General features: G+C 34.5%; 20 protein-coding genes. 1 reads left to right on the top strand and 19 read right to left on the bottom strand.

Features of this window, described 5'->3' with window-relative positions; all coding sequences use genetic code 11:
- Positions 1 to 15: 15 nt before the first annotated feature.
- The 19 genes from FD50_RS05000 to FD50_RS04910 form a co-directional block, all read right to left on the bottom strand.
- Complete coding sequence (locus FD50_RS05000) at positions 16 to 951, bottom strand: NAD-dependent epimerase/dehydratase family protein (RefSeq protein ID WP_056960651.1); 936 nt, start codon at positions 949 to 951, stop codon at positions 16 to 18.
- Positions 952 to 1,844: 893 nt separating this feature from the next.
- Complete coding sequence (locus FD50_RS04995; protein ID WP_082610430.1) at positions 1,845 to 2,663, bottom strand: tyrosine-protein phosphatase; 819 nt, start codon at positions 2,661 to 2,663, stop codon at positions 1,845 to 1,847.
- Complete coding sequence (locus tag FD50_RS04990; protein WP_056960650.1) at positions 2,614 to 3,369, bottom strand: CpsD/CapB family tyrosine-protein kinase; 756 nt, start codon at positions 3,367 to 3,369, stop codon at positions 2,614 to 2,616. Before FD50_RS04990 ends, FD50_RS04995 begins: the two co-directional genes overlap by 50 nt.
- A gap of 11 nt (positions 3,370 to 3,380) precedes the next feature.
- A complete protein-coding gene (locus tag FD50_RS04985; protein WP_056960649.1) occupies positions 3,381 to 4,145 on the bottom strand; it encodes a YveK family protein in 765 nt (254 codons plus the stop codon).
- 18 nt (positions 4,146 to 4,163) lie between these two features.
- Positions 4,164 to 5,126, bottom strand: coding sequence for an LCP family glycopolymer transferase (locus FD50_RS04980; RefSeq protein ID WP_082610429.1), 963 nt, complete (start codon positions 5,124 to 5,126; stop codon positions 4,164 to 4,166).
- 74 nt (positions 5,127 to 5,200) lie between these two features.
- Positions 5,201 to 6,652 carry an oligosaccharide flippase family protein gene (locus FD50_RS04975; RefSeq protein WP_056960648.1) on the bottom strand — a complete coding sequence of 484 codons (1,452 nt, stop codon included), beginning with the start codon at positions 6,650 to 6,652 and terminating at the stop codon, positions 5,201 to 5,203.
- Positions 6,653 to 6,678: 26 nt separating this feature from the next.
- Positions 6,679 to 7,599, bottom strand: a complete 921-nt coding sequence (locus tag FD50_RS04970; protein WP_056960647.1) for a capsular polysaccharide synthesis protein — start codon at positions 7,597 to 7,599, stop codon at positions 6,679 to 6,681.
- A 20-nt stretch (positions 7,600 to 7,619) separates the two neighbouring features.
- Entirely contained in the window at positions 7,620 to 8,633 is a 1,014-nt protein-coding gene (locus FD50_RS04965) for a glycosyltransferase (RefSeq protein WP_056960646.1), read from the bottom strand.
- Positions 8,634 to 8,687: 54 nt separating this feature from the next.
- On the bottom strand, positions 8,688 to 9,698 hold the full coding sequence (locus FD50_RS04960) for a glycosyltransferase (protein ID WP_082610428.1): 1,011 nt from the start codon (positions 9,696 to 9,698) through the stop codon (positions 8,688 to 8,690).
- Positions 9,667 to 10,665, bottom strand: coding sequence for a glycosyltransferase family 2 protein (locus FD50_RS04955; RefSeq protein WP_056960644.1), 999 nt, complete (start codon positions 10,663 to 10,665; stop codon positions 9,667 to 9,669). Before FD50_RS04955 ends, FD50_RS04960 begins: the two co-directional genes overlap by 32 nt.
- Positions 10,666 to 10,713: 48 nt before the next feature.
- A complete protein-coding gene (locus FD50_RS04950; protein WP_056960643.1) occupies positions 10,714 to 11,784 on the bottom strand; it encodes an EpsG family protein in 1,071 nt (356 codons plus the stop codon).
- Between the two features lie 5 nt (positions 11,785 to 11,789).
- A complete protein-coding gene (locus FD50_RS04945; protein WP_054757864.1) occupies positions 11,790 to 12,782 on the bottom strand; it encodes a glycosyltransferase in 993 nt (330 codons plus the stop codon).
- Positions 12,779 to 13,690, bottom strand: a complete 912-nt coding sequence (locus tag FD50_RS04940; RefSeq protein WP_056960642.1) for a glycosyltransferase — start codon at positions 13,688 to 13,690, stop codon at positions 12,779 to 12,781. Before FD50_RS04940 ends, FD50_RS04945 begins: the two co-directional genes overlap by 4 nt.
- Before the next feature lie 10 nt (positions 13,691 to 13,700).
- Positions 13,701 to 14,495 carry a glycosyltransferase gene (locus FD50_RS04935; RefSeq protein ID WP_056960641.1) on the bottom strand — a complete coding sequence of 265 codons (795 nt, stop codon included), beginning with the start codon at positions 14,493 to 14,495 and terminating at the stop codon, positions 13,701 to 13,703.
- A 121-nt stretch (positions 14,496 to 14,616) separates the two neighbouring features.
- On the bottom strand, positions 14,617 to 15,600 hold the full coding sequence (gene rfbB / locus FD50_RS04930) for a dTDP-glucose 4,6-dehydratase (RefSeq protein ID WP_056960640.1): 984 nt from the start codon (positions 15,598 to 15,600) through the stop codon (positions 14,617 to 14,619).
- A gap of 1 nt (position 15,601) precedes the next feature.
- Positions 15,602 to 16,171 carry a dTDP-4-dehydrorhamnose 3,5-epimerase gene (gene rfbC / locus FD50_RS04925; RefSeq protein ID WP_054757867.1) on the bottom strand — a complete coding sequence of 190 codons (570 nt, stop codon included), beginning with the start codon at positions 16,169 to 16,171 and terminating at the stop codon, positions 15,602 to 15,604.
- Positions 16,168 to 17,055 (bottom strand): glucose-1-phosphate thymidylyltransferase RfbA, encoded by an 888-nt coding sequence (gene rfbA, locus FD50_RS04920; RefSeq protein WP_056960639.1) that lies wholly within the window; start codon positions 17,053 to 17,055, stop codon positions 16,168 to 16,170. The genes rfbC and rfbA overlap by 4 nt, the downstream gene beginning before the upstream one ends.
- 17 nt (positions 17,056 to 17,072) lie before the next feature.
- A complete protein-coding gene (locus FD50_RS04915) occupies positions 17,073 to 17,744 on the bottom strand; it encodes a sugar transferase (RefSeq protein WP_056960638.1) in 672 nt (223 codons plus the stop codon).
- 557 nt (positions 17,745 to 18,301) lie between these two features.
- Positions 18,302 to 19,069 carry a hypothetical protein gene (locus tag FD50_RS04910; RefSeq protein ID WP_056960637.1) on the bottom strand — a complete coding sequence of 256 codons (768 nt, stop codon included), beginning with the start codon at positions 19,067 to 19,069 and terminating at the stop codon, positions 18,302 to 18,304.
- 209 nt (positions 19,070 to 19,278) lie between these two features.
- Between FD50_RS04910 and FD50_RS04905 the strand changes: the two genes are divergently transcribed.
- Positions 19,279 to 19,839 (top strand): sigma-70 family RNA polymerase sigma factor, encoded by a 561-nt coding sequence (locus FD50_RS04905; protein WP_056960636.1) that lies wholly within the window; start codon positions 19,279 to 19,281, stop codon positions 19,837 to 19,839.
- Positions 19,840 to 20,115: the final 276 nt, after the last annotated feature.

Below are 20,115 nucleotides of genomic sequence, written 5' to 3'. Positions count from 1 at the left end.
TAAAACCCAACGACATCATTCCCCATTAATATATTTTTCTAAACCTGCTGAGATAGCATATTTTGCCTTGAAAGACGCTGCAGTAATTTTGCTGATATCAGCCTCTGAAAACTTAATATCTCCCTGTCTTTCAGGAAACTTTTCCACTTTTAACTGCTGATGCAATCTCTTTTCAAAAATACCGATGACTTCATTTAAAGACACTGAGTTGCCGGTAGCAACATTGTAAACATCATTTACAAGAGAATCATTATGCAAAAGCAACAAAATTGCATCTACTACATCTTCCACATAGGTAAAATCACGCGTCTGCGACCCATCTCCGTAAAGCTTAAATTGGTTATTTTCTTTTAAACAATTAAGAATAATTGATAATACTCCTGAATAAAGTGATGCTGGATTTTGTTTTGGTCCATATACATTAAAAAAGCGCGTTGCGACCGTTGGGAGTCCATACAATCTTCCATAAGTTAATGCGTATCTTTCACTTGCAAACTTATCGATTGCGTACGGCGTTAACGGTTCAATTGGTGAACTTTCTTTTTTGGGCAACTCTGGATTATTCCCATACACTGCTGCCGAAGATGCAAACAGAATTTTTTTAGGTTTCAAATTATTCTTTCTAATTGTTTCAAAAAGATTAATGTTAGCTTCTTGATTGACCTGATGCGTCTTATACGGATTTTCAACCGAAGCAGCCACACCTGCGACTGCTCCTAGTAATACGATATAATCGAACTTTTCACGCATAAGTAATTCCCGCATAAACTCATAATTCGTAATGGATTCTTTGTGAAACGTAAGCCTTTCTTTATCTAAATAGTCAATATTCTCCCTTTTCCCCATAGATAAATCATCTACAATCTGAACATAGCTTCCTGCAGCGACAACCCTAGCTGCCAAATTCGAGCCGATAAACCCGGCTCCACCAGTGATTAAATATTTGTCCATCCAATTACCTCAACAATTCCATAATTGTTTTCAGTTAAACAAGTCTTCAATGTATGCCTTTTCATTAATGCGTTGTAGAAGCGCTATTCCTCTTTTCTTACCCGTTTCATCACCCCTGAAGAGAACTTTGTCTAAAATTATCACTGCCAGCTTGCTTTAAAATTGTTCGGTAATAAAACCTTAAATACTCTGGCAAGTGTTGCCACAGCCGCTTGAACAAATTTCATCACTGCTTAAAATAACGTTAAAGCTTTGCAAATACACGAATGCTTAAGCGCTCCAAATTAGTTTGCTTTTATGCCTCCTGCAACTTTAGATACCTCCAGATCCGTCTTTATTAACTGCAACTAAATTTCAAATCGCTTAAATCAGCAAAAACAATCTTATAATTTTAGACACGTTTTTAAGCTTGTTTTAAACTAATAAATATTAAGCGTGAAAAATAAATAATTTATTAATCATTTATTCCCCATTATTGTAAAACAAGCAAGCACTTTCTGCAAACTTTTCTATAAATATTTCTCCGCAAACTATTTTGCGGATATTATTTGTTATCTTAGGCGGTTCTACAAAATAAAGAGCGGATCCTCAAACGCACTAAAGTAAAGGCACGTAAGCAAACAGCATTTGGTCGCACTATTACACGCGGATTAGAATTGCATTTACGACTAAATAAAAAAAGGGCAGTGACAAAAGTTAAATTTTGTCACTGCCCCGAGTTTATTCCGGATAAACGTGTTCCATAAGTCAAAATCTTCCGTCTAACTTCGAATTACTCATAGCAAAGTGCTCGCTATGTTCGTAATTTCGAGTTAGCACTCAAATTTTCCCGACTTATGTCACATTTTCTTTCCTATAGGAATCTCATATATAGCCGTAAAAAAGAATTTTATTTAAAAGAAAAAGAACTTTTTCTTCCGCTTCTCCGCTATTCGTGAATACCCCTTTGCCATAACTGGCAGACCATTCAAGAGATCTTCGGCATTTTGTTCGAACTGATCGACTTTTGCCTGATCATGTTGTGCGCGCAAAGCAAGAAAGGCTTCGCGGAGAGCGAACTTCCTGCCTTTGAGTGCATGAGCATCAGAAGCAAAGAGTTGGACAAGACCATGTGTCACGAACTGTTCAGAGATCTGCTGCACTTTAGGACCGAAACCGCCGATGTAACTGGTGGCCGTGAGCTGTGCAAGCGCCCCGTCTGCAATAAAGTCATACAGCATATTCATGTTTTCCTGCAGCTCATGATTGCGCTCAGGATGCACGATAATTGGAGTCGTTCCCTGCTTACGCAACTCAAAGAAGAGCCGCTGCGCGTAAGCGGGAACGCTGCCGTGCGGAAATTCAATCAGCATATAATGCTTAGCCTCATCAACCCCCAGCAAATCTGCATAGCGTTCCAGCAGATCGCCATTGATGTGTACTTCTTGCCCCGGGAAAATTGTCAGCGGAATCTTTTGCTTGTCCAATTCAGCTTGAAAAGCATTCACATGCTGAATCACATCTGCTTTATGATTAACATAATCCCCATCCAGATGATGTGGTGTTGCCAGAATATGCGTAATGCCTTCAGCCACAGCATCCTGCGCTAGCTGCAGTGAATGCTCTAAATCTGGTGAACCATCATCTATACCTGGAAGCAAGTGGCAATGCAGATCAACGATTTTATTGCTGCTTGTCAGCTTTTCCGTAGTAGCCATATCCGTAGTAACCATAATAGCCTCCTCCACCAGCTGTTTCAACATCATTAAAGACTGTTCCAATCAGGTGAGCGTTCACATGCTTCAAAAGATCAACAGCATGTCTAACGGCTTCTTTTTCAGCAATATTCTCACGTACAACCAGAATTGTTGCATCCACCTTAGTCGAGAGAATCTGGGCGTCAGTCACTGAAAGGACTGGCGGAGCATCGTAAATTACTAAATCAAGTTGTTCCGACAAAGCTTTTACCAGCAGATCCATCCGGTGTGAATTTAACAGCTCAGACGGATTAGGCGGTACCGGCCCGCTTGGCATTACAAACAAGTTATCGACTGAAGTCTCATAAATTGCATCATTGACATCAAAATCACGATCAGTTAGATAATTGGTCAGTCCCTTAGGATTAGCAATACTGAATGTTGCATTAATAGTTGGTCGCCGCATATCAGCATCCACCAAAAGTGTTTTAAGTCCTTGATCTGCAAAGGTGACTGCTAGGTTAGCAGCTACTGTCGACTTGCCTTCAGAAGCTAGTGAAGAAGTCAGCATAATATTCTTATACTGAACATCAGCATTTGAGAATTGAATGTTTGTTCGGATCGTTTTAAACTGCTCAGAAATAACTGAACTCGGGGCAGCAGCCGTAATCATATGCACCCCATTTTCCATCGAATCAGTCGAAAGAGCCAGCTTTTTCTTCTTACTACTAAATTTAAACATGAATTCTCCCCCTAAACCCGTCGTGACATTCCGGATGTATTAGAATTTTGTAGCACACTCACTGCGTGTCTACTATTCTTTCCACCCATGTGGCTGACTGCACCTAAACTAGTCAGTCCAAGTTCATCCGTAAGGAACTTCTCTTCGCGGACAGTTGTATCCATTAAATCGCGAATCACGACAATCGCAATTCCAATTAGCAATCCCAAAATAATTCCAATTAAGAAATTGAGTTTTGTTTTAGGAGAAACGGGTGCTGTATTCGCGGTTGCTTTAGTAACTACCGTTACATTATCAACCTTCATCATCTTTTTGATTTTTGAACTGAATACCGTGCCAATCGTATTTGCAATGTCAGCCGCTGTGTAAGCATTTTTATCAGTGACTGTCACACTAACTACCTGTGAATTAGTTGAATTAGTGATTTGAATCGAACTTGCCAAAGAACTCAAATTTCCAGCATAATTATCTGTCTGTTTAACTTGTTTTAATACAGGAGTTAAGATAACATCTTTCTTCAAAACATCCTTATATGTATTAATTGCTTGCAAGTCAGCTTGCTGCGCATTAAACTGTGTTGCTGCGTTATCTGCTTTTTGGTTAACTAACAAATCAATTGTTGCACTGTATTTTGGTGTCATGAAAATAATCGATACAAGCAACGCCACAATTGCGCCCGCAATGCCCCATAAAATAATGCTAACAAAGTTCTTCTTAAATAGTGTAAATAATCTGCTGAGATCAATTACTGTTTCGTTATTTGCTTCTTCACTCATTAAACTGCTCCTATACTTTTATTTTTTGATGTCCAACGCTGAACGCAACTCAGTAGTAATTTTATTTAAATTACTCTGTGGAACAACTTCATATGAAACACCATCAATCATCTGACCATTACCTTGGAGCTGAAGCTGCTTGACATTATCTGCCTTGCGATACTTGCTGGCAATCGTCTTCATTTGATCAAAAGTAATATCGGTTTTCATATTGCTGGAAAGTGCTGAAAGCACATCTTGATACCTCATAATACCATTTAATGTCGTGATTTTCTCCACCAACTGAGTAAGTACTGCTCTTTGCCGTAACTGCCTCCCATAATCGCCACGGGGATCCTCATATCTCATTCTCGTATAAGCCAAAATATTATCTTTATTTAAAGTAATTTCACCCTTGGGAAAATGAACTCCCATGTTGGTAAAATCCAAATCATTATTGACTTTGATTGGTCCCAAAGCAGAAGAAAGCTGAACCAGTCCGCCCATATTCATTTCAATATAATGATCAACTGGAACGTTCAAATAACTCTGAACAATATTCATTGCTCCACTTACACCACTATACGAATAAGCTGCGTTAATCTTATTATTAAACCCATGTCCAGGAATTGCGACCTTAGTATCACGGGGAATGCTAGCTAGTGTTGTGGTTTTAGTTTTAGGATTTACTACAGCTAGCATAATAGTATCTGATCTTCCCTGATATGTTCTACCATAATCTCCAGTATCAACACCCAATAAAAGTATTGAAAAAGGTTGTCCACCCTTTAAGCTAACATTTCTATTATTCGTATGCTTAACATTTTTATATGTTGAATTAACAGATTGTTCTGCATCATTATAAAATTTATATATAATTAACCCATCAATAGCAAAAAAAATAACTAACGCCAATACCAAAATCTTCCAAATCTTTTTTTTTGAACCCTTTTTACTATGATGAGTATGTCTGATAATTTTCAAAATACTCCCCCGTTTCATTACCAAAATTAAAACTATTCAATTAACATTGTACTGCAAAGCACCATAAGAATCCCACGCTTATACTATAAAATTTATTTTTTTATTTTTTTCAAAAATAAATTTATTAAAGATAAATTTTCAGAAATAATTGTCGGCTTTAAAATGAACATCATACTAATATAAATAACAGCACCAATTAAAATCTCAACACCGAGTATTAAAAAACCAGCAGCGCCGTTTATAATATGCCAGTATATATTAATAGGAAATACAACCATAAACATCAAGAAAGATCCTATAAAATATTTTGAAAAATTTTTAAAAAGAAGCTTTATCGAAATTTGTTTTCGAATTCCCACAAGCTCAAGAAGTACAATACAGAATTCAGCCATCGTAGTACCAAAAATTGCCCCATAAACTTTAAATTGAATGATAAGCGGTACATTTATGATGATATTTAATATTGCTCCTCCCATTAAAGACCATATGTATAATTTATTTTGTCTAGTTGGTAGTAAATACTGTACTCCAATAACTGTACTTAGAGAGATAAAAACTATAACTGGCGACTCTAAAAACATCAACTGACCAACTTCTTTAAATGCCTCCGTAAAAAACCAAGGGGCGAAATTCAATGCAATTGCTGCTACTCCAGCAGCAATTGGGAGAGACATAAACAGTGAAAAATCAAAAAATTTATAAAGCATTTTTCTCACAGTTACCATGTCTTTGTTTGCAAAAGCATTTGAGATATGGGGTAACATTACTGCTCCAGTTGCTGTAACTAATGATAGAATTATCTTAATAAGCCCATCAGTATTAAAGTAAAAGCCCGAAGCATCTGTATTAACCAGCACACCCACCATCGTTTTATTTAAAACAGTATATAACTGGATAGCTACAGCCGGCAAAAATAAAATAAATGCGCCTTTAAGATGCTTAAAGATATTAATCAAATCAACTTTTTTAAACTCTACATATTTTGTGATATAAGGAATCATTGTAAAATTTCCTAGTAAATTAGTTGTCGTGATAATTGCAATGTATAATAAAGTATCACTGCTTTCATTTACAAACAAAACAATTGCTAAAAGTCCTACAAGTTTCACTACCATATTTCTTATAACTGTTATTCTAAAGTTCTCCATTCCCATAAATAACCAAGAAACATCAAAAAAACTTGCAACAATAGCAATCCCTTGCACTAAATAAATGACGGTAAATTTTCTTTCAAAAAATACAAAAAATAGAAATGCACTTAATGCAACTAAAAGGGTTATGCAACGGAGCCAAAATATCTCCCAAAAAGTGTAAGACAATTTTTCTTTATCATCTCGCACATATGCAATCTGTCTATTAGCATATAAGGCCGTTCCCAAATCACCTGCAATTAAAAAATACTGAACGATTGAGGCTGTATATGAATTTATCCCAACTCCTGTAGGTCCGAGTGTTCTAGATATCCATGGCATAGTAATGGTTGGAACTAGTATCAACAACATTTGATAACTTACATTCCAAAAATAGTTTTTCAAAACTTTCATGTTAAAATAAATCACCTCGCATTTATTTAATTGATCATTTTTTTATAATATCCCCCATTTTTCATGTTGCCCAAAAATTTCTTTTTATAACTCAATTTAAATATGTCATTTTTATTAGTTATTTTTGAAAATTCGTTCTTGTCAAAAGGTTTATCCTGCATAAAAAGATGGAGTAATGAAAAAATTTCTTGATTTCTATTTACAACATTTTCATCTATATAAGTTCTAAATTCTCCAATATTCATTTTATAAGCATAAAATAATACATAATCCGCTAAAAAATAGTCTATAAAATTATCTTCAACTGAACAATAATTTTTAAAGAAGATATCTATAAAACTAAAGAGTTTAGATTGTTTATTACCTCCAATCAAAAACTCAGTCCATTTTCCATCAGAAATATTAAACTCATACTTTTCTTCATATTTTCCACTTGTATAAAAATTGTCATTAAAGTACTGATCACTTAAGTCTCTATTTACAAACAATGTAGCATCCATCCATAATCCACCATAATGTCTTAATAAGTTAAACCTAAATATATCAGATACATGTGCTAGGGAAAAATAACCTTCAAGTATTTTATGATAAATTCTAGGATCCAATTTTATATATTCTTTAAAATTGGACCTTGAAATGATAATAACTTTATGCTGATTAGCATGTTTCTTTATTGAATTAATACAAGCTTTAACGACATCTGGCATGGCTTTATATCCCTGCCACCAAAAAACCCATATACATTTTTCACTTGAATTTTGAATTTCTTCCTCATCATTTGTTTCCAGTTCTTTTAATGAATCATTTAGATATGCAGATATGTATTTTAAAACACGTCTATGTCTATGCTCATTATATAAACGACAAAGTTGTACAGGACAATGAAGTCTCATCATCAGATACGAAATCCTATACTCCCATTTAAAAGTTATAAACTTACGTGACAATATTAACAACCCTCCTTAATCTATTTAAATCGAAGTATCGCTGGAGTATATTGACTGACAGCTTTTTTAATGTAATATCCATCTCGCATCCTCTTACCAATATTAACAGCATTTTGATGCATATTTTCATATTCTAACTCTGAGATACTGTCTATTTTTTCGTCCAACTCACTAAGACTATTGATAGTTAATCCAATTTTATTTTTAAGTACAAAGTCCGCAAGCGCTGCCCTAGCCCATATAATAACTGGTATACCTGAACTCAAGTATAAAGACGTTTTATGCGGATTATTAATTTTTAAATACTCTCCCATAAGACCATCACACGTTTCTACACTCGTACCATCCCAAACAAGACCAAAATTATAATTCAAATGTGCAGGTAAAATTTCAGCGGAATAACTTCCCATATATTCAATACATTCAGGATAATCATGTCTAGGATTAGTTCCAAAAACATACATCTTATGTTTTAAATTAATATTATTTAAAAAAACAGATTTATCTAGACTACCAGCAAAACATATAGATCTCTTATACCTTGAAAATTCAGAAAAACAATTAGAATTATCATAATCCCAAATTTCCAAGTTTACCATAGGAACCACCACTCCATGTTTTTTTAACCAGACATTCATTTTACTGTTTAAAACAATTAAGCCATCCACCGCGTTGAAAATCTTTAACTCATCTTGGAGTTTTAAATAATGCTCGTATCGAACAGACTCAATATCATGAACTAAAACTATAACAAGCGCATCGGAACTTTTTTTTGCAGTTAACAAAAATTTCTTTAACACAAAGAAATCCATGGGATATTGTAAAAGAAGAATTTCTGGTTTCTCTTTTTTTAAATATTTAGATGCTTTAAAAAATACATTTGGCCAATTAATTATATTTTTAAACTTGAACCTCTTAATGGGCAATGAAGTGAAGTTTTCTTTTTTTAAAAAATTTACTACATCACGCTTAGCTTTAGAACCTCCATTAATAATGGCTCTATCTAAGTCATCACTTGACACAAGGTTTTTCACAAGATCCCTCCTTTTTATTAAAATTAAAAAATGGGGTATATCTTAAACGCTTTTTTAAATACTTTCTGTTAGTTTCGCTAAAGCTTTCTTGACGAAATATCCCTTTCTCATTTTAAGGGCTACATTTAAAGTGTTTTTCTTCAATTGGTTATACTCTGAAGCCGAAATCTTTCCAAGTATTTCATCCAGTTCATCTAAATTATCAATCGTAATTCCAACCTTATATTTCTCAACAAATTTAGCAATAGCTGCTCCGCTCCATACTACAACAGGGATTCCAGTACTTAAATATAGAGAAACTTTATGAGGGTTATTGTACCGCAAATAATTTCCATATACTCCAGCACAGGTTTCAGTACTTGATCCATCCCAAACTAAACCAAAATTTTGATTTAAATATTTTGGTAATTCCTCTGGAGAATACTTACCACAATATTGCACACACTTTGCATATGAATTATTCATAGCATTAGGTCCAAATATATAAATTTTATGTTTTAAATTCAATTTTTCTAAAAAAGATGATTTAGCTAAATTTCCTGCAAAACAAACTGAACCTTTATAATTAAAATTATTTTGAACTGGTTGAGGATTATCATAATCAAATATTTCTAGAGAAACCATCTCTTTTTTGACTCCTTGTTCTCTTAACCAACGAGCCATTTCTTCATTATGCACAACTAACGTATCTGCCATATTAAATAACTCAACTTCTCTTGCAGTTTTTTTCGCGTCCCCTTCAAAAAATTGCAATGATTGGATGTCATGAATTAAAATAATCAGCTTTGTATTAGTAGAACGGCTAGCTGTTCTCACAAGGGTACGACTAATCAAATAAGTGTGCAACGGATATTGAAAAACTATTAAATTCCCATTTTCTTTTTTTATTAACCTTGGTATTTTAAAGAAAGAATAAAACAATTTTAATAATTTAGATTTAGCAATTTCAATACTTAGCGTTTTAAAGTCACTTGACTTCAAAAACTTTGCAATATCTTCATTAGCTTTACTTCCTCCGCCAAATTGTTTTGTCTTATCTGTTTCTAAAGTTATAATTTTCCTCATTATTTTCCTCTACTATTTTTTTCATTATAGAATTGTCAAAAACTTCGTTCCTATCGTGGTCGTAAAAATCTTTCATTGACCTCTTACTAAAATTGTCTGCTTCACCTCTATTTTTCTTAATAATAAATTCACGCTTGGACTTAGTAAAATAATGGTTTATTCTAATTTTGTCAACATGAACTTGTTTTGATATTGGCCCATAAATTTTTTCTCCCACTTCATTAATAGCATAAAATTTTTTCAAATACACCGGAAAATGTGCTGAGGTAAAGCCTAGAACTTTACGAGGGTTACATACCGTTTTTATGTGTTTATTTTTTTCAAAATTTTTTTCACTCCTTCTTAAGAAAGTTTTAGTTACACTCTCCCCACTTCTACTCACATATCCTGAAGATCCAAAAATTATCCAATTTATTGCTAAACCACCTACGTATTGATTTACAAAAAATGAATTAACAATATTAAAAAGATTGCTATTTGAATTTGGACAAAATACAAATTCGTCAGCATCTAAAAAAAATATATATTTTGCTTCAAGTTCGTGTTTATTTAAACAATCATTGTATGCATCATGCTGACGGCTCATCCCCTTTATTTTACAATAAGTGACATCCCCATTTTTTATATAAGGTGTAAGAATATCTTGAAGTCCATCATCACTGTCATTGTCATATATGTATAAATGCTGAATTCCAATTTTTTTGTGATAATCAATCCACTCACTTATATATGGTGCCTCATTTTTTATTATTGAACAGAGCGCTAAATTATATTTAAAATGCTTTTTTTTAGATGCTTTAGTCTTGTAATTTAAACAAAGTTTTACTACATTTATTAAAGCAGCTGGAAACAAACAAATATCTAATAACTTCCTTAATCTTGCAGATTTAATATTATCGTGTACCTTAATTGTTAGTTCCATTCTTTTTATAGCAGCCTTTAAAAATAATAAAAATTTAAAGTTCATAATTTCTCCTTTTTTAAAATTTTCATTGTTTAATTAAAAGTTCAAAATTCATTTGTAGAAAAAAAATGCTTGTAATACACTTGCACTAAAATGGCATAAGTCTAAAAGAAAACCAAAGATAAGTGAAAGGCAAACGATACCTAATTTTATGTTCTTTACTTTAACAGGCCCCAACCTTATCTCTAAATTATTTCTTGCTGCGATAATTCCATCAATGTATAGCAAAAACCACATTGGTCTCAATAATCTACTAAAATCCCACTCCATCTCAATAAGGGGTAACAAAACAAAAGATATAATACAGATACAATAAAATAGCTTAGAAAATTGTTTTTCTTTTTCAGTGATATTATTTCTAATAATAACCTCATCATTGATAGCCTTAGAAACAAAGTAGAATATTACTAACATCGATGCATAAGCTGGAAAAGTACTTGCGTATTCTCTAGGAGGATTATAAATATATGTACTTTGTCTAGAACTTGCAAAGATTAAAGTCAAACTTACAATGAACTTTTTAAGAAAAAAAGAGCCCACCAAAATAAATGGCCACATCCATCTCATAGCTTTCTGTAATGGTTTTAAAAAAATATATGCTAAAAATAGTATGTAAAAATATGCTGAGCTATGAATTTGACCAGCTATTAAAACAAAAAGAGTGTATGAAGCATACCCTACAAATGTATCTAAACTCAAAAAACGTAAAGCAAATACAACAATACTTGTTGCCGCAAAAAACCTAATTTGAACTGCATCGGCAAGCGCAGGGTACAGTAAATACAAAGCCCAAATATAATTATGAGTATCTTTTAAAAAATATTTTTCTGTACTTCTTAATAAAAGTAGACCTAACAATACAAGTACACATTTTACTCCTGCATAAGTAAGATTGAACTGATGTCCCATAAAGCTTATATAATACCAACCAATTCCAACCTGGCTTCGTAAATTAGGGTTCATTATATCGTAATATAAGCCCTGATAAGATATAAAATCTGGAACATTTGTTGAAACATATGTAAGTATTGCCATATATATAATAACAACAAAATCAAGAATTCTTGGATTGCTTATTGACAGCCCGATCAATATAAATACGACAAATAAAATAAATAACATTATTATTACCTTTTCCTTATAAGTCTTAAATATCTATGATTTTCCTTACATATAGTAACAAAATCTAGCAATATACTCTCATAAAGCTTCCCAAATTTAAGCGATCTTACTAATAATGGAAAACCATATTTTAAAATCTTTTTAGACTTCATTAAAGAAACTCTTCTATAAAATAGTTTTATAATTTTTCTTTCATACCTTAATTCTTGAACATTAGGCGACATCTTGATTTTTCCAATTACGTTCACCATTGCTTTTTTTTCATTAAGCCCATTTAACAATAACTGAATTCTTTTACTATAGTCACTTTCATGCCCCAATCCTATTGTATTTCTATTATGAAGTCTGTACATTGTGGTAACCTTATCCAAGTAATATAATCCATCATTTAAAGCAGCTATAACAGCTAATTTCCAATCGTGTGGTAAATCATAACTATAAAGTTTTAAAAAAGCTTGTTTTATTTTAGAACTAAAAGCACAACAGCAACCTGGTGAAATATTATAAATAGCTATATCTTGAAATGACATCTTATTCAACTCGTTCTTCCTAATGCCTCTCCGAATTAAATTATTATTTGCATGTTGCCATCTTTCTTTAGTTACAATAGTTTTGTCATTCTCGTCTATTTTTTTAAAACTAGTAGCAAGATACAATATGTCTTTGTTTTTTTTAAATTGCTCTCTAATTAATTTGAGTTTATCAGGAAGCCATATATCATCGTGATCTGCAAGTACAATAATACTCCCCTTAGTAAGAGAAATAGCTTTTGCAAATGAATTTTTGTATCCAATATTTTTTTTATTTACAAAGACACTCCAACTATTTAACTTATTATTAAAAATATATTCTTTAATGGCTTCAGCAGTTCCGTTATTTGAACAATCATCAACTATTATTACCTCTGTGGGTAAAATACTTTGATTTTTTATAGAATTCAACTGTTTTTTTAGAAAACTCTTATTGCTATTAAAAACCGCAATTACAACAGATATCATTTTTTTTCACCAATAATCTTAGAATAATCTCTAAACCCCTTCACAATATTTTTCCACATAATTAACCTATTTCGATTATAAGGATAAAAAAGCGTAAAATAACAAAACAAAAAAAACATAAATAAAAAGCCAGTTCTCTTTCCATGATTACTATATACTTTCCTAACATATCTGGAATTTCGAGATTCAAAATAAAGTCTTTTGTCACTATAAACTGAAACAGTTTTAATTCTACGTAAAAAACTTAATTTAGTTTTATCATATAGCCAAGTTAAACTTCTTAGTTGCTTTGCCTGACCCATAGATTGAATAAGATAGGTACTATTAACTCTGATAATCTGAAAACCATTCATCAAGACTCTACAATTCAACTCGGTGTCAACACAATCAATAAAAAGTTCCTCCCGATAACCACCGAGACTCTCAATTATTTTTACATTATTTAAACACGCTGAGGTTATACAATTGATAGGATCACTAATCTTTGTATAACTTGGAAGAGAAAGTTTTTTATATTCTTCAAAAGTATATTTATTATTATTTATGATAAATGGGCAAACTAATGCCACTCTTTCACAACTTAAATAGCCAAGATAGCTACTTATTAAATTATCAGCACATATAGAGTCTTGGTCAAGAGTTAAACACCAAGAATAACTGTCTTTTTTAGCTAGCCCTATTAATACATTTAGAGCATAAGCTATTCCTAAATTTGAACTCCCCTTTAGTAAAACAATGTTCTCATAGTCCCTCACAAGGACCTCTATTTTTTCAATGTTATCCGAAGCATTATCATACAAGTATATTTTACTAACTTGTGCTGAAATTGCATCAATATTTTTCCCCAACAATTTTAATTCGGGATTATATAAAACAATGCCTGCGCATATTATACCTTTATTAATCAAAGATTCCTCCTCAAAAAAGTTTTATACCCCATTTTTGAAAATATTTTACCATAGAAACTATATGAATTTTTAGCAGCTTTAGGTTTTTATGTGAACCCCTTACCCATTTGTGCTCAACAACAGAATTTGGAAAATATTTAAGCTTAGAAACTTGATTTACTCTCTTGCACAAATCCGCATCTTCCATATACATAAAAAACCTTTCATCAAATCCATTTAGCTTCTTAAATAAAGAAGTCTGAATAACTAAAAAGCTACCCTGTCCAAAAGGTACCGAAAAAGATTTATCAAAATTTTTTTCTTTCATAGTGTGATAGTCATATCTTTTGCGAAACAATTTCGCATTAAAAAAATGTACTACCATGTCCAGTATGGTTAATTCCCTTCTATAAGCCAATTGCAAGATTCCATTCGGATCAACTATCTTAGGAATAACCATACCAACATCTTTTTGATTAAGTTCCATAAAATTAATAATTTTTTCAAAAGAATCTTCATGCAAGATTACATCTGGATTAACTATCGCATGATATTTCGAATATAATTTTTCAATAACTAAATTATGTGCTTTAGAGAACCCCAAATTTTTTTCGGTACTAATAAAGCATATATCTTCATATAATTTTATTTTTTTTAAGAACCTTTTTTTACTATCACTCTTTTCATTAGAATTATCAATTACATAAATTATTTTTTTTATATTAACATTTGTGAATGTTTCAATGGATTTAATTGTTTCAAACGCACTTAAGTAGTCTTTATAGACAACTATTGATATACTCAAATCTATCTTCTTCTCCGTCATCCATTTCTCTCCTCCAGTAATAGCTACAAGAAATGCAGTTTTTATATACATAAAAATATTAACTTTTAAAATTTACAAAGATAAATATTGCTAATAGATTTTGATGAAACATCAAAGGAATTTAATATATGGTTGCATTCTCTTTCAAAGGTCTCCACCATTTCTCATTATTCAAATACCATTCAACTGTTTCCTGAATTCCAACCTCAAATGTATACTTGGGTCTCCAATCTAGCTCAGTTTCAATTTTAGTCGGGTCTATAGCATACCGTCTATCATGTCCAAGTCGATCCTGCACATATTCGATTGCATCTTCGCCTAAACCAAGTTTGTTTACAATCAAATGTACAATTTCGTTATTAGTACGTTCGTTGTGCCCGCCGACATTATAAACCTCACCCTTCTTGCCATTATGCAATACAAGATCAATTGCTTGACAATGATCCGAAACATGTAGCCAATCACGAATGTTTTTGCCATCGCCGTAAATCGGCAATTTTTTGCCATCCATCCCATTAGATGTCATTAATGGAATTAACTTTTCAGGAAATTGATAGGGGCCATAATTATTCGAGCAGCGAGTAATATTAACATTCAAACCATAAGTTTCGTAATACGCTCGCACTAAAAGATCCGCAGAGGCTTTGCTTGCTGAATATGGTGAATTCGGTGCCAAAGGTGTTGTTTCCTTAAAATAGCCTTTTGCTCCTAATGTTCCATACACCTCATCAGTTGAAACTTGTAAATACTTCTTTAAATTACACCGCTTAGCTACATCTAACAAAGCTAGGGTCCCTTGTACATTAGTTTCTACAAAGATTTCTGGATGAAGAATCGAACGATCAACATGACTCTCAGCAGCAAAATTAACAATGGTGTCTAGGTGGTACTCTTCCACTAGATGCGTCACCAATTCCCGATTAGTAATATTACCTTGCACAAACGTGTACTGCTGATTATCTTTGATATCATCAAGGTTGTGTAAATTGCCTGCGTAAGTTAACAAATCCAAGTTGACAATCTTATAGGTAGGATATTTTTGCAACATGTAATGAATAAAATTACTACCGATAAAACCTGCTCCACCAGTGACTAAAAGATTCATCCTACTTTCCCTCCTCGTAGACGAAATTAAGCTTGGCATCTTTCAAGCATGGATGCTTCTTGTCCTTGTCTGAAAGAATTAGATGGTCAAGCGGCATTGGCCATTCAATGCCAATCTCAGGATCATCATAAGCAATTCCACCGTCAGCCTCTGGCGCATAATATCCATCCACCTTATAGGCAACGTTGACATTCGGAGTTAGCGTTACAAAACCATGTGCGAAGCCTTTTGGAACCAATAATTGCCGATGATTATATTCACTTAAAAGATAACCTTCCCATTTTCCATATGTAGGTGATCCCTTACGGATATCCACCAAAACATCATAGATTACACCAGTCACAGCTCGTAGTAACTTAGTCTGGGCGTAAGGTGCCAATTGATAGTGCATTCCACGTAAAACACCTGGTTCAACCGAAAGTGACTGGTTATCTTGCGTGAAGTCAATGTCAATTCCTGCTTTTTGAAATTTGTTCTTAGTATAGGTCTCAGTGAAGAAGCCGCGATGATCTCCAAACACATCAGTTTCTACTAATTTAACGTCTTGCAACTTTGTTTTAATAATCTTCATCCGATCTTTTCTCCCTTTTCGTTCGCTAACAGCCGCAGCAAATATTGTCCATAATCGTTCTTCTTCATTGGTTGTGCCAATTGCTCCAAATGTGTTGCATCAATATATCCCATCCGATAAGCAATCTCTTCCAAACAAGCTACCTTCAAGCTCTGACGTTTCTCAATTGTCGCAATGAAACTTCCAGCTTCCAGCATAGAATCATGGGTCCCGGTATCAAGCCAAGCATACCCGCGCCCCATCAGCTTCACGTCTAATTGATTTCTCTTCAAATACACTTTATTCACATCTGTGATTTCTAATTCGCCACGTGGTGAAGGTTCCAAGTCTTCCGCAATTTGAACCACTTGATTATCGTAGAAGTACAGACCTGTTACTGCATAATTGCTCTTAGGTTGCGATGGCTTTTCTTCAATCGAGAGTGCATGCATCTTGTCATCAAAATCAACGACTCCAAATCTTTCAGGGTCATTGACATGATATCCAAAGACAGTTGCACCATTTTTCTTAGCCGCAGCCTGCTGCAACAACTTAGACATTCCGCTGCCATAATAGATGTTATCCCCTAGAATTAAACAAACCGAGTCAGAACCAATAAATTCTTTACCCACAATAAACGCTTCTGCCAATCCATTTGGCTGCTTTTGAACTGCATATGAAAAATTAATTCCCAGATCGGATCCATCACCCAATAAATCTTCGAAATGTTGAATATCACGTGGGGTTGAAATTACCAAAATATCTTTAACACCTGCCAGCATCAAAGTTGAGATTGGATAATAAATCATTGGTTTATCGTATACTGGAATCAATTGTTTGGAGATTCCACGCGTAATCGGGTAAAGCCTTGTGCCACTTCCGCCTGCCAAAACAATTCCTTTCACACAAAACACTCACTTTCTTAATATGCCCCATTAGGGAGCACCATTATTTTTACTGTTTTTAAAATTAAAGTAAAATCATATAATAAATTGCTTTTTTGAATATATTTCAGATCTAACTCGACCATTTCTTCGAAGCCGACTTCGTTGCGCGCACTGACCTGCCACAAACCAGTACACCCCGGAATAACGTATAATCTCTGCTTGTCATACTCACTGTATTGCTCAACTTCATGCGGCAACGGTGGGCGCGGACCGACAAGACTCATCTCTCCGCGTAAAACATTAAAGAGCTGGGGCAGTTCATCAAGACTGAACTTGCGAATTAAGCGCCCCACCCGCGTAACTCGTGGATCATGCTTCATCTTAAACATCGCACCGCCCACTTCATTATATTTTTTCAGCTGCGCTAATTTTTGGTCTGCATCCATGCACATCGAGCGGAATTTATAAATCAAAAACTTTCGACCTCTGCGGCCTAAGCGTTCCTGCTTGTAGAGAATCGTTCCACTTGGTTCTTCAAGCTTAATAGCAACTGCAAGTAACACAAAAAGCGGTGACAAAGCGATAATTCCTCCCACACTGAAAAGAATATCTGCCATCCGCTTGGTAACTCGATAAACATAGCGATGATCAATCTTAGTCTTGTCGAGCTGAATTAAATGTCCGTGCTCCCCCTCGAAATTTTCCATGGAACAATCTCCCCTAGCTTACTTAATAAGTTCTTAACATTCAGTTATACGTTTATTATACACAGCTACGAATTTAAAGAAATATAAATTAACAAATGTAACCTTATAGTTTTAGCTACCTTTTTTTAAAAAAATCATGGAAGTTAACTAAAAAGTGAATAAATTAACAATTTCTTAAACATTAACACCTAGTTATTGTAAAACAAGCAAACGTTTTCTGCAAAACTTTTTTTGTAAAGATTTGTTTACAAACTATTTTGCACATATCATTTGATATCTTAAACTGGTATTTAATTACCTTTAAACCACATAAAAAGCCCCAGAAACGCTGACTTTGATTGTCAGTGCTGCTGGAGCCATATTTTCGTTATTTTTCGAAACAGTGTCAATTATTTCACTGTTTCTTACGTGCACCGTAGGAGATACCTTTAAAACCTCTTCACAGTATCCATATTTTTTTATTTGTTTGCCAATAATACCAATCCAAGAACTTCCTCCTGTAGTGACTCAATGAATAGCGCTAGTTTGTTTTTGTCAAGCTGCGGGCTCGCTATAATCTATAACCTTTCCCATTTTTTACGGAGCGCCCGCAGATACTGCTGCGTTAACGCTGGTGTTACCTCGGCTCCGAGTATTTCTTTGAGCGTCGCAGTTACAATCTCTTCTTTCCATGCGGCAGTGTAATTCTTCAGCGTGACGTAGTCGGTCTCTTCATCAAAATGCTCTGCCAGATACTGCAGCTGACCTGCTGCTTCGCTGACGTTGAAATCGCGCATTAAAGCGTCAAGCAACCGTCTTTGCGTGATATGGGTCTTCATGGCCTGAACAATGTGCTGATGGACGACCGCCTTTTTGACTGCAATCTCAACGTGCAAAAGCTTTTGTTCCAAGGTCGAGAACCACACATTCATGGTCCGTCTTTCATGGTTGAACGAGCTGCTCTTGACTTTGTTGAGCATCAGCCAGTGCGTCGAATGCTGGGTGGCGCCGGTCAAAGGTATTAAGATTGTGTTGCCAAAAACATAAGATAGTGCCCCTTGATGAGCAGTGCAAGCAGAAAAGATTCGCATCCCCCAAAAAGAAAGCGGCCGCTGAGCAACAAACTGATTGATCAGCTTCCGGGTCTCCTTATTGGTCTTAATAATGCCGCGGTATTGATCTAATAAGAATGACTTGCAGTTCAACTCCGGAAAAGACTGGCAATCCATTACCAAAAGTGTTGTATGAGCATTGATGACTGCCTCATCGTCGAACTCCGCCTGCTTGATTAGTTCTGCATACCGCTCGCTATGAATTTTGAAGATATTTAGGAAATTTTTTCCCAATTCAGTTATCCCCCTCTAGGGATAGCTGTGAATTGTTAGCACTCCTATTGGTGCACTTTGATTGTACCATTTTAAGTTTGTTATTTATACTAATTTTTTATCTCTATATGAATTAATTTTTACTCTATACTTAATTAATCTGCTAATTAGTTTATGCTAAAGAAGTTCAAGGCCTTGAATCACAATTCAAAAACAATTGGAGTGATTCGATGAACCAAAATCAGATAACTGAAGAGGCTTTTACCCTCCTGCTGGCAAATCAGAACATGCGCCTAATCCATGGTGTGCTCAAGTCGCTGCATATCTCACCGGCTCGCAGTGATTATGAAGACTTGCTGCAAGAAGGCTGTCTGCTTTTTGTCGAAGCTTACAAACGCTTTTGCCAATTGCATCCCAGCCAAGAAGTCCCAGCTGCCTTTGGTAAGTTCGCCTTTCGCACGATTCGCTGGCGTTTGTTGGATCTGCTGCGCCATCAGCAGCTGTATCATCCACCGTGCGAGCCATTGGTCACAATCAAGCAAGACTTTGAGCATCCTACTGGAATTGAGGTCAGCGACCCCAACGGTTTAGCTTTTGCCGCCGACTTAACCGCCGCCGCTTTTTTTCAAGAATTATGGAGTATTTGCTTGGCACATGAACAACGCTATCTCAACAGCCGTCTGCTGGGACAAAAGATCAGCGACTTTGCCAAGCAAGAGCACGTCTCGCGCCAGACAGTCTATAATTGGCGCAGCGATGTGCACGAAAAGGCGCGCCGGATCTTAGATTGATTCAGCTTCAATGATTATGGTTAAATAAGCGTTTCCGACTCGTTGCCAATTATGGATAATTCAAGTTTAGTTACGGAAAAAGCGAGTGTGACATAAGTCAGGAAAATTTGAGTACTAACTCGAAATTACGAACATCGCGAGTACTTTGCTATGAGTAATTCGAAGTTAGATGGAGAATTTTGACTTATGGAACACGTTTATCCAGAATAAAAGAGGGGGGTGTGACAAAAGTCCTCTAAAATAAAAGAGATTGTCGAAAATCGTTCTGGGATTTTC

Origin of the sequence: Liquorilactobacillus satsumensis DSM 16230 = JCM 12392, from assembly GCF_001435195.1 — a bacterium.
GTDB classification, from domain to species: domain Bacteria; phylum Bacillota; class Bacilli; order Lactobacillales; family Lactobacillaceae; genus Liquorilactobacillus; species Liquorilactobacillus satsumensis.
Note: the sequence above shows the minus strand (reverse complement) of the source record. Positions and strands in the feature narration are given on the sequence as shown.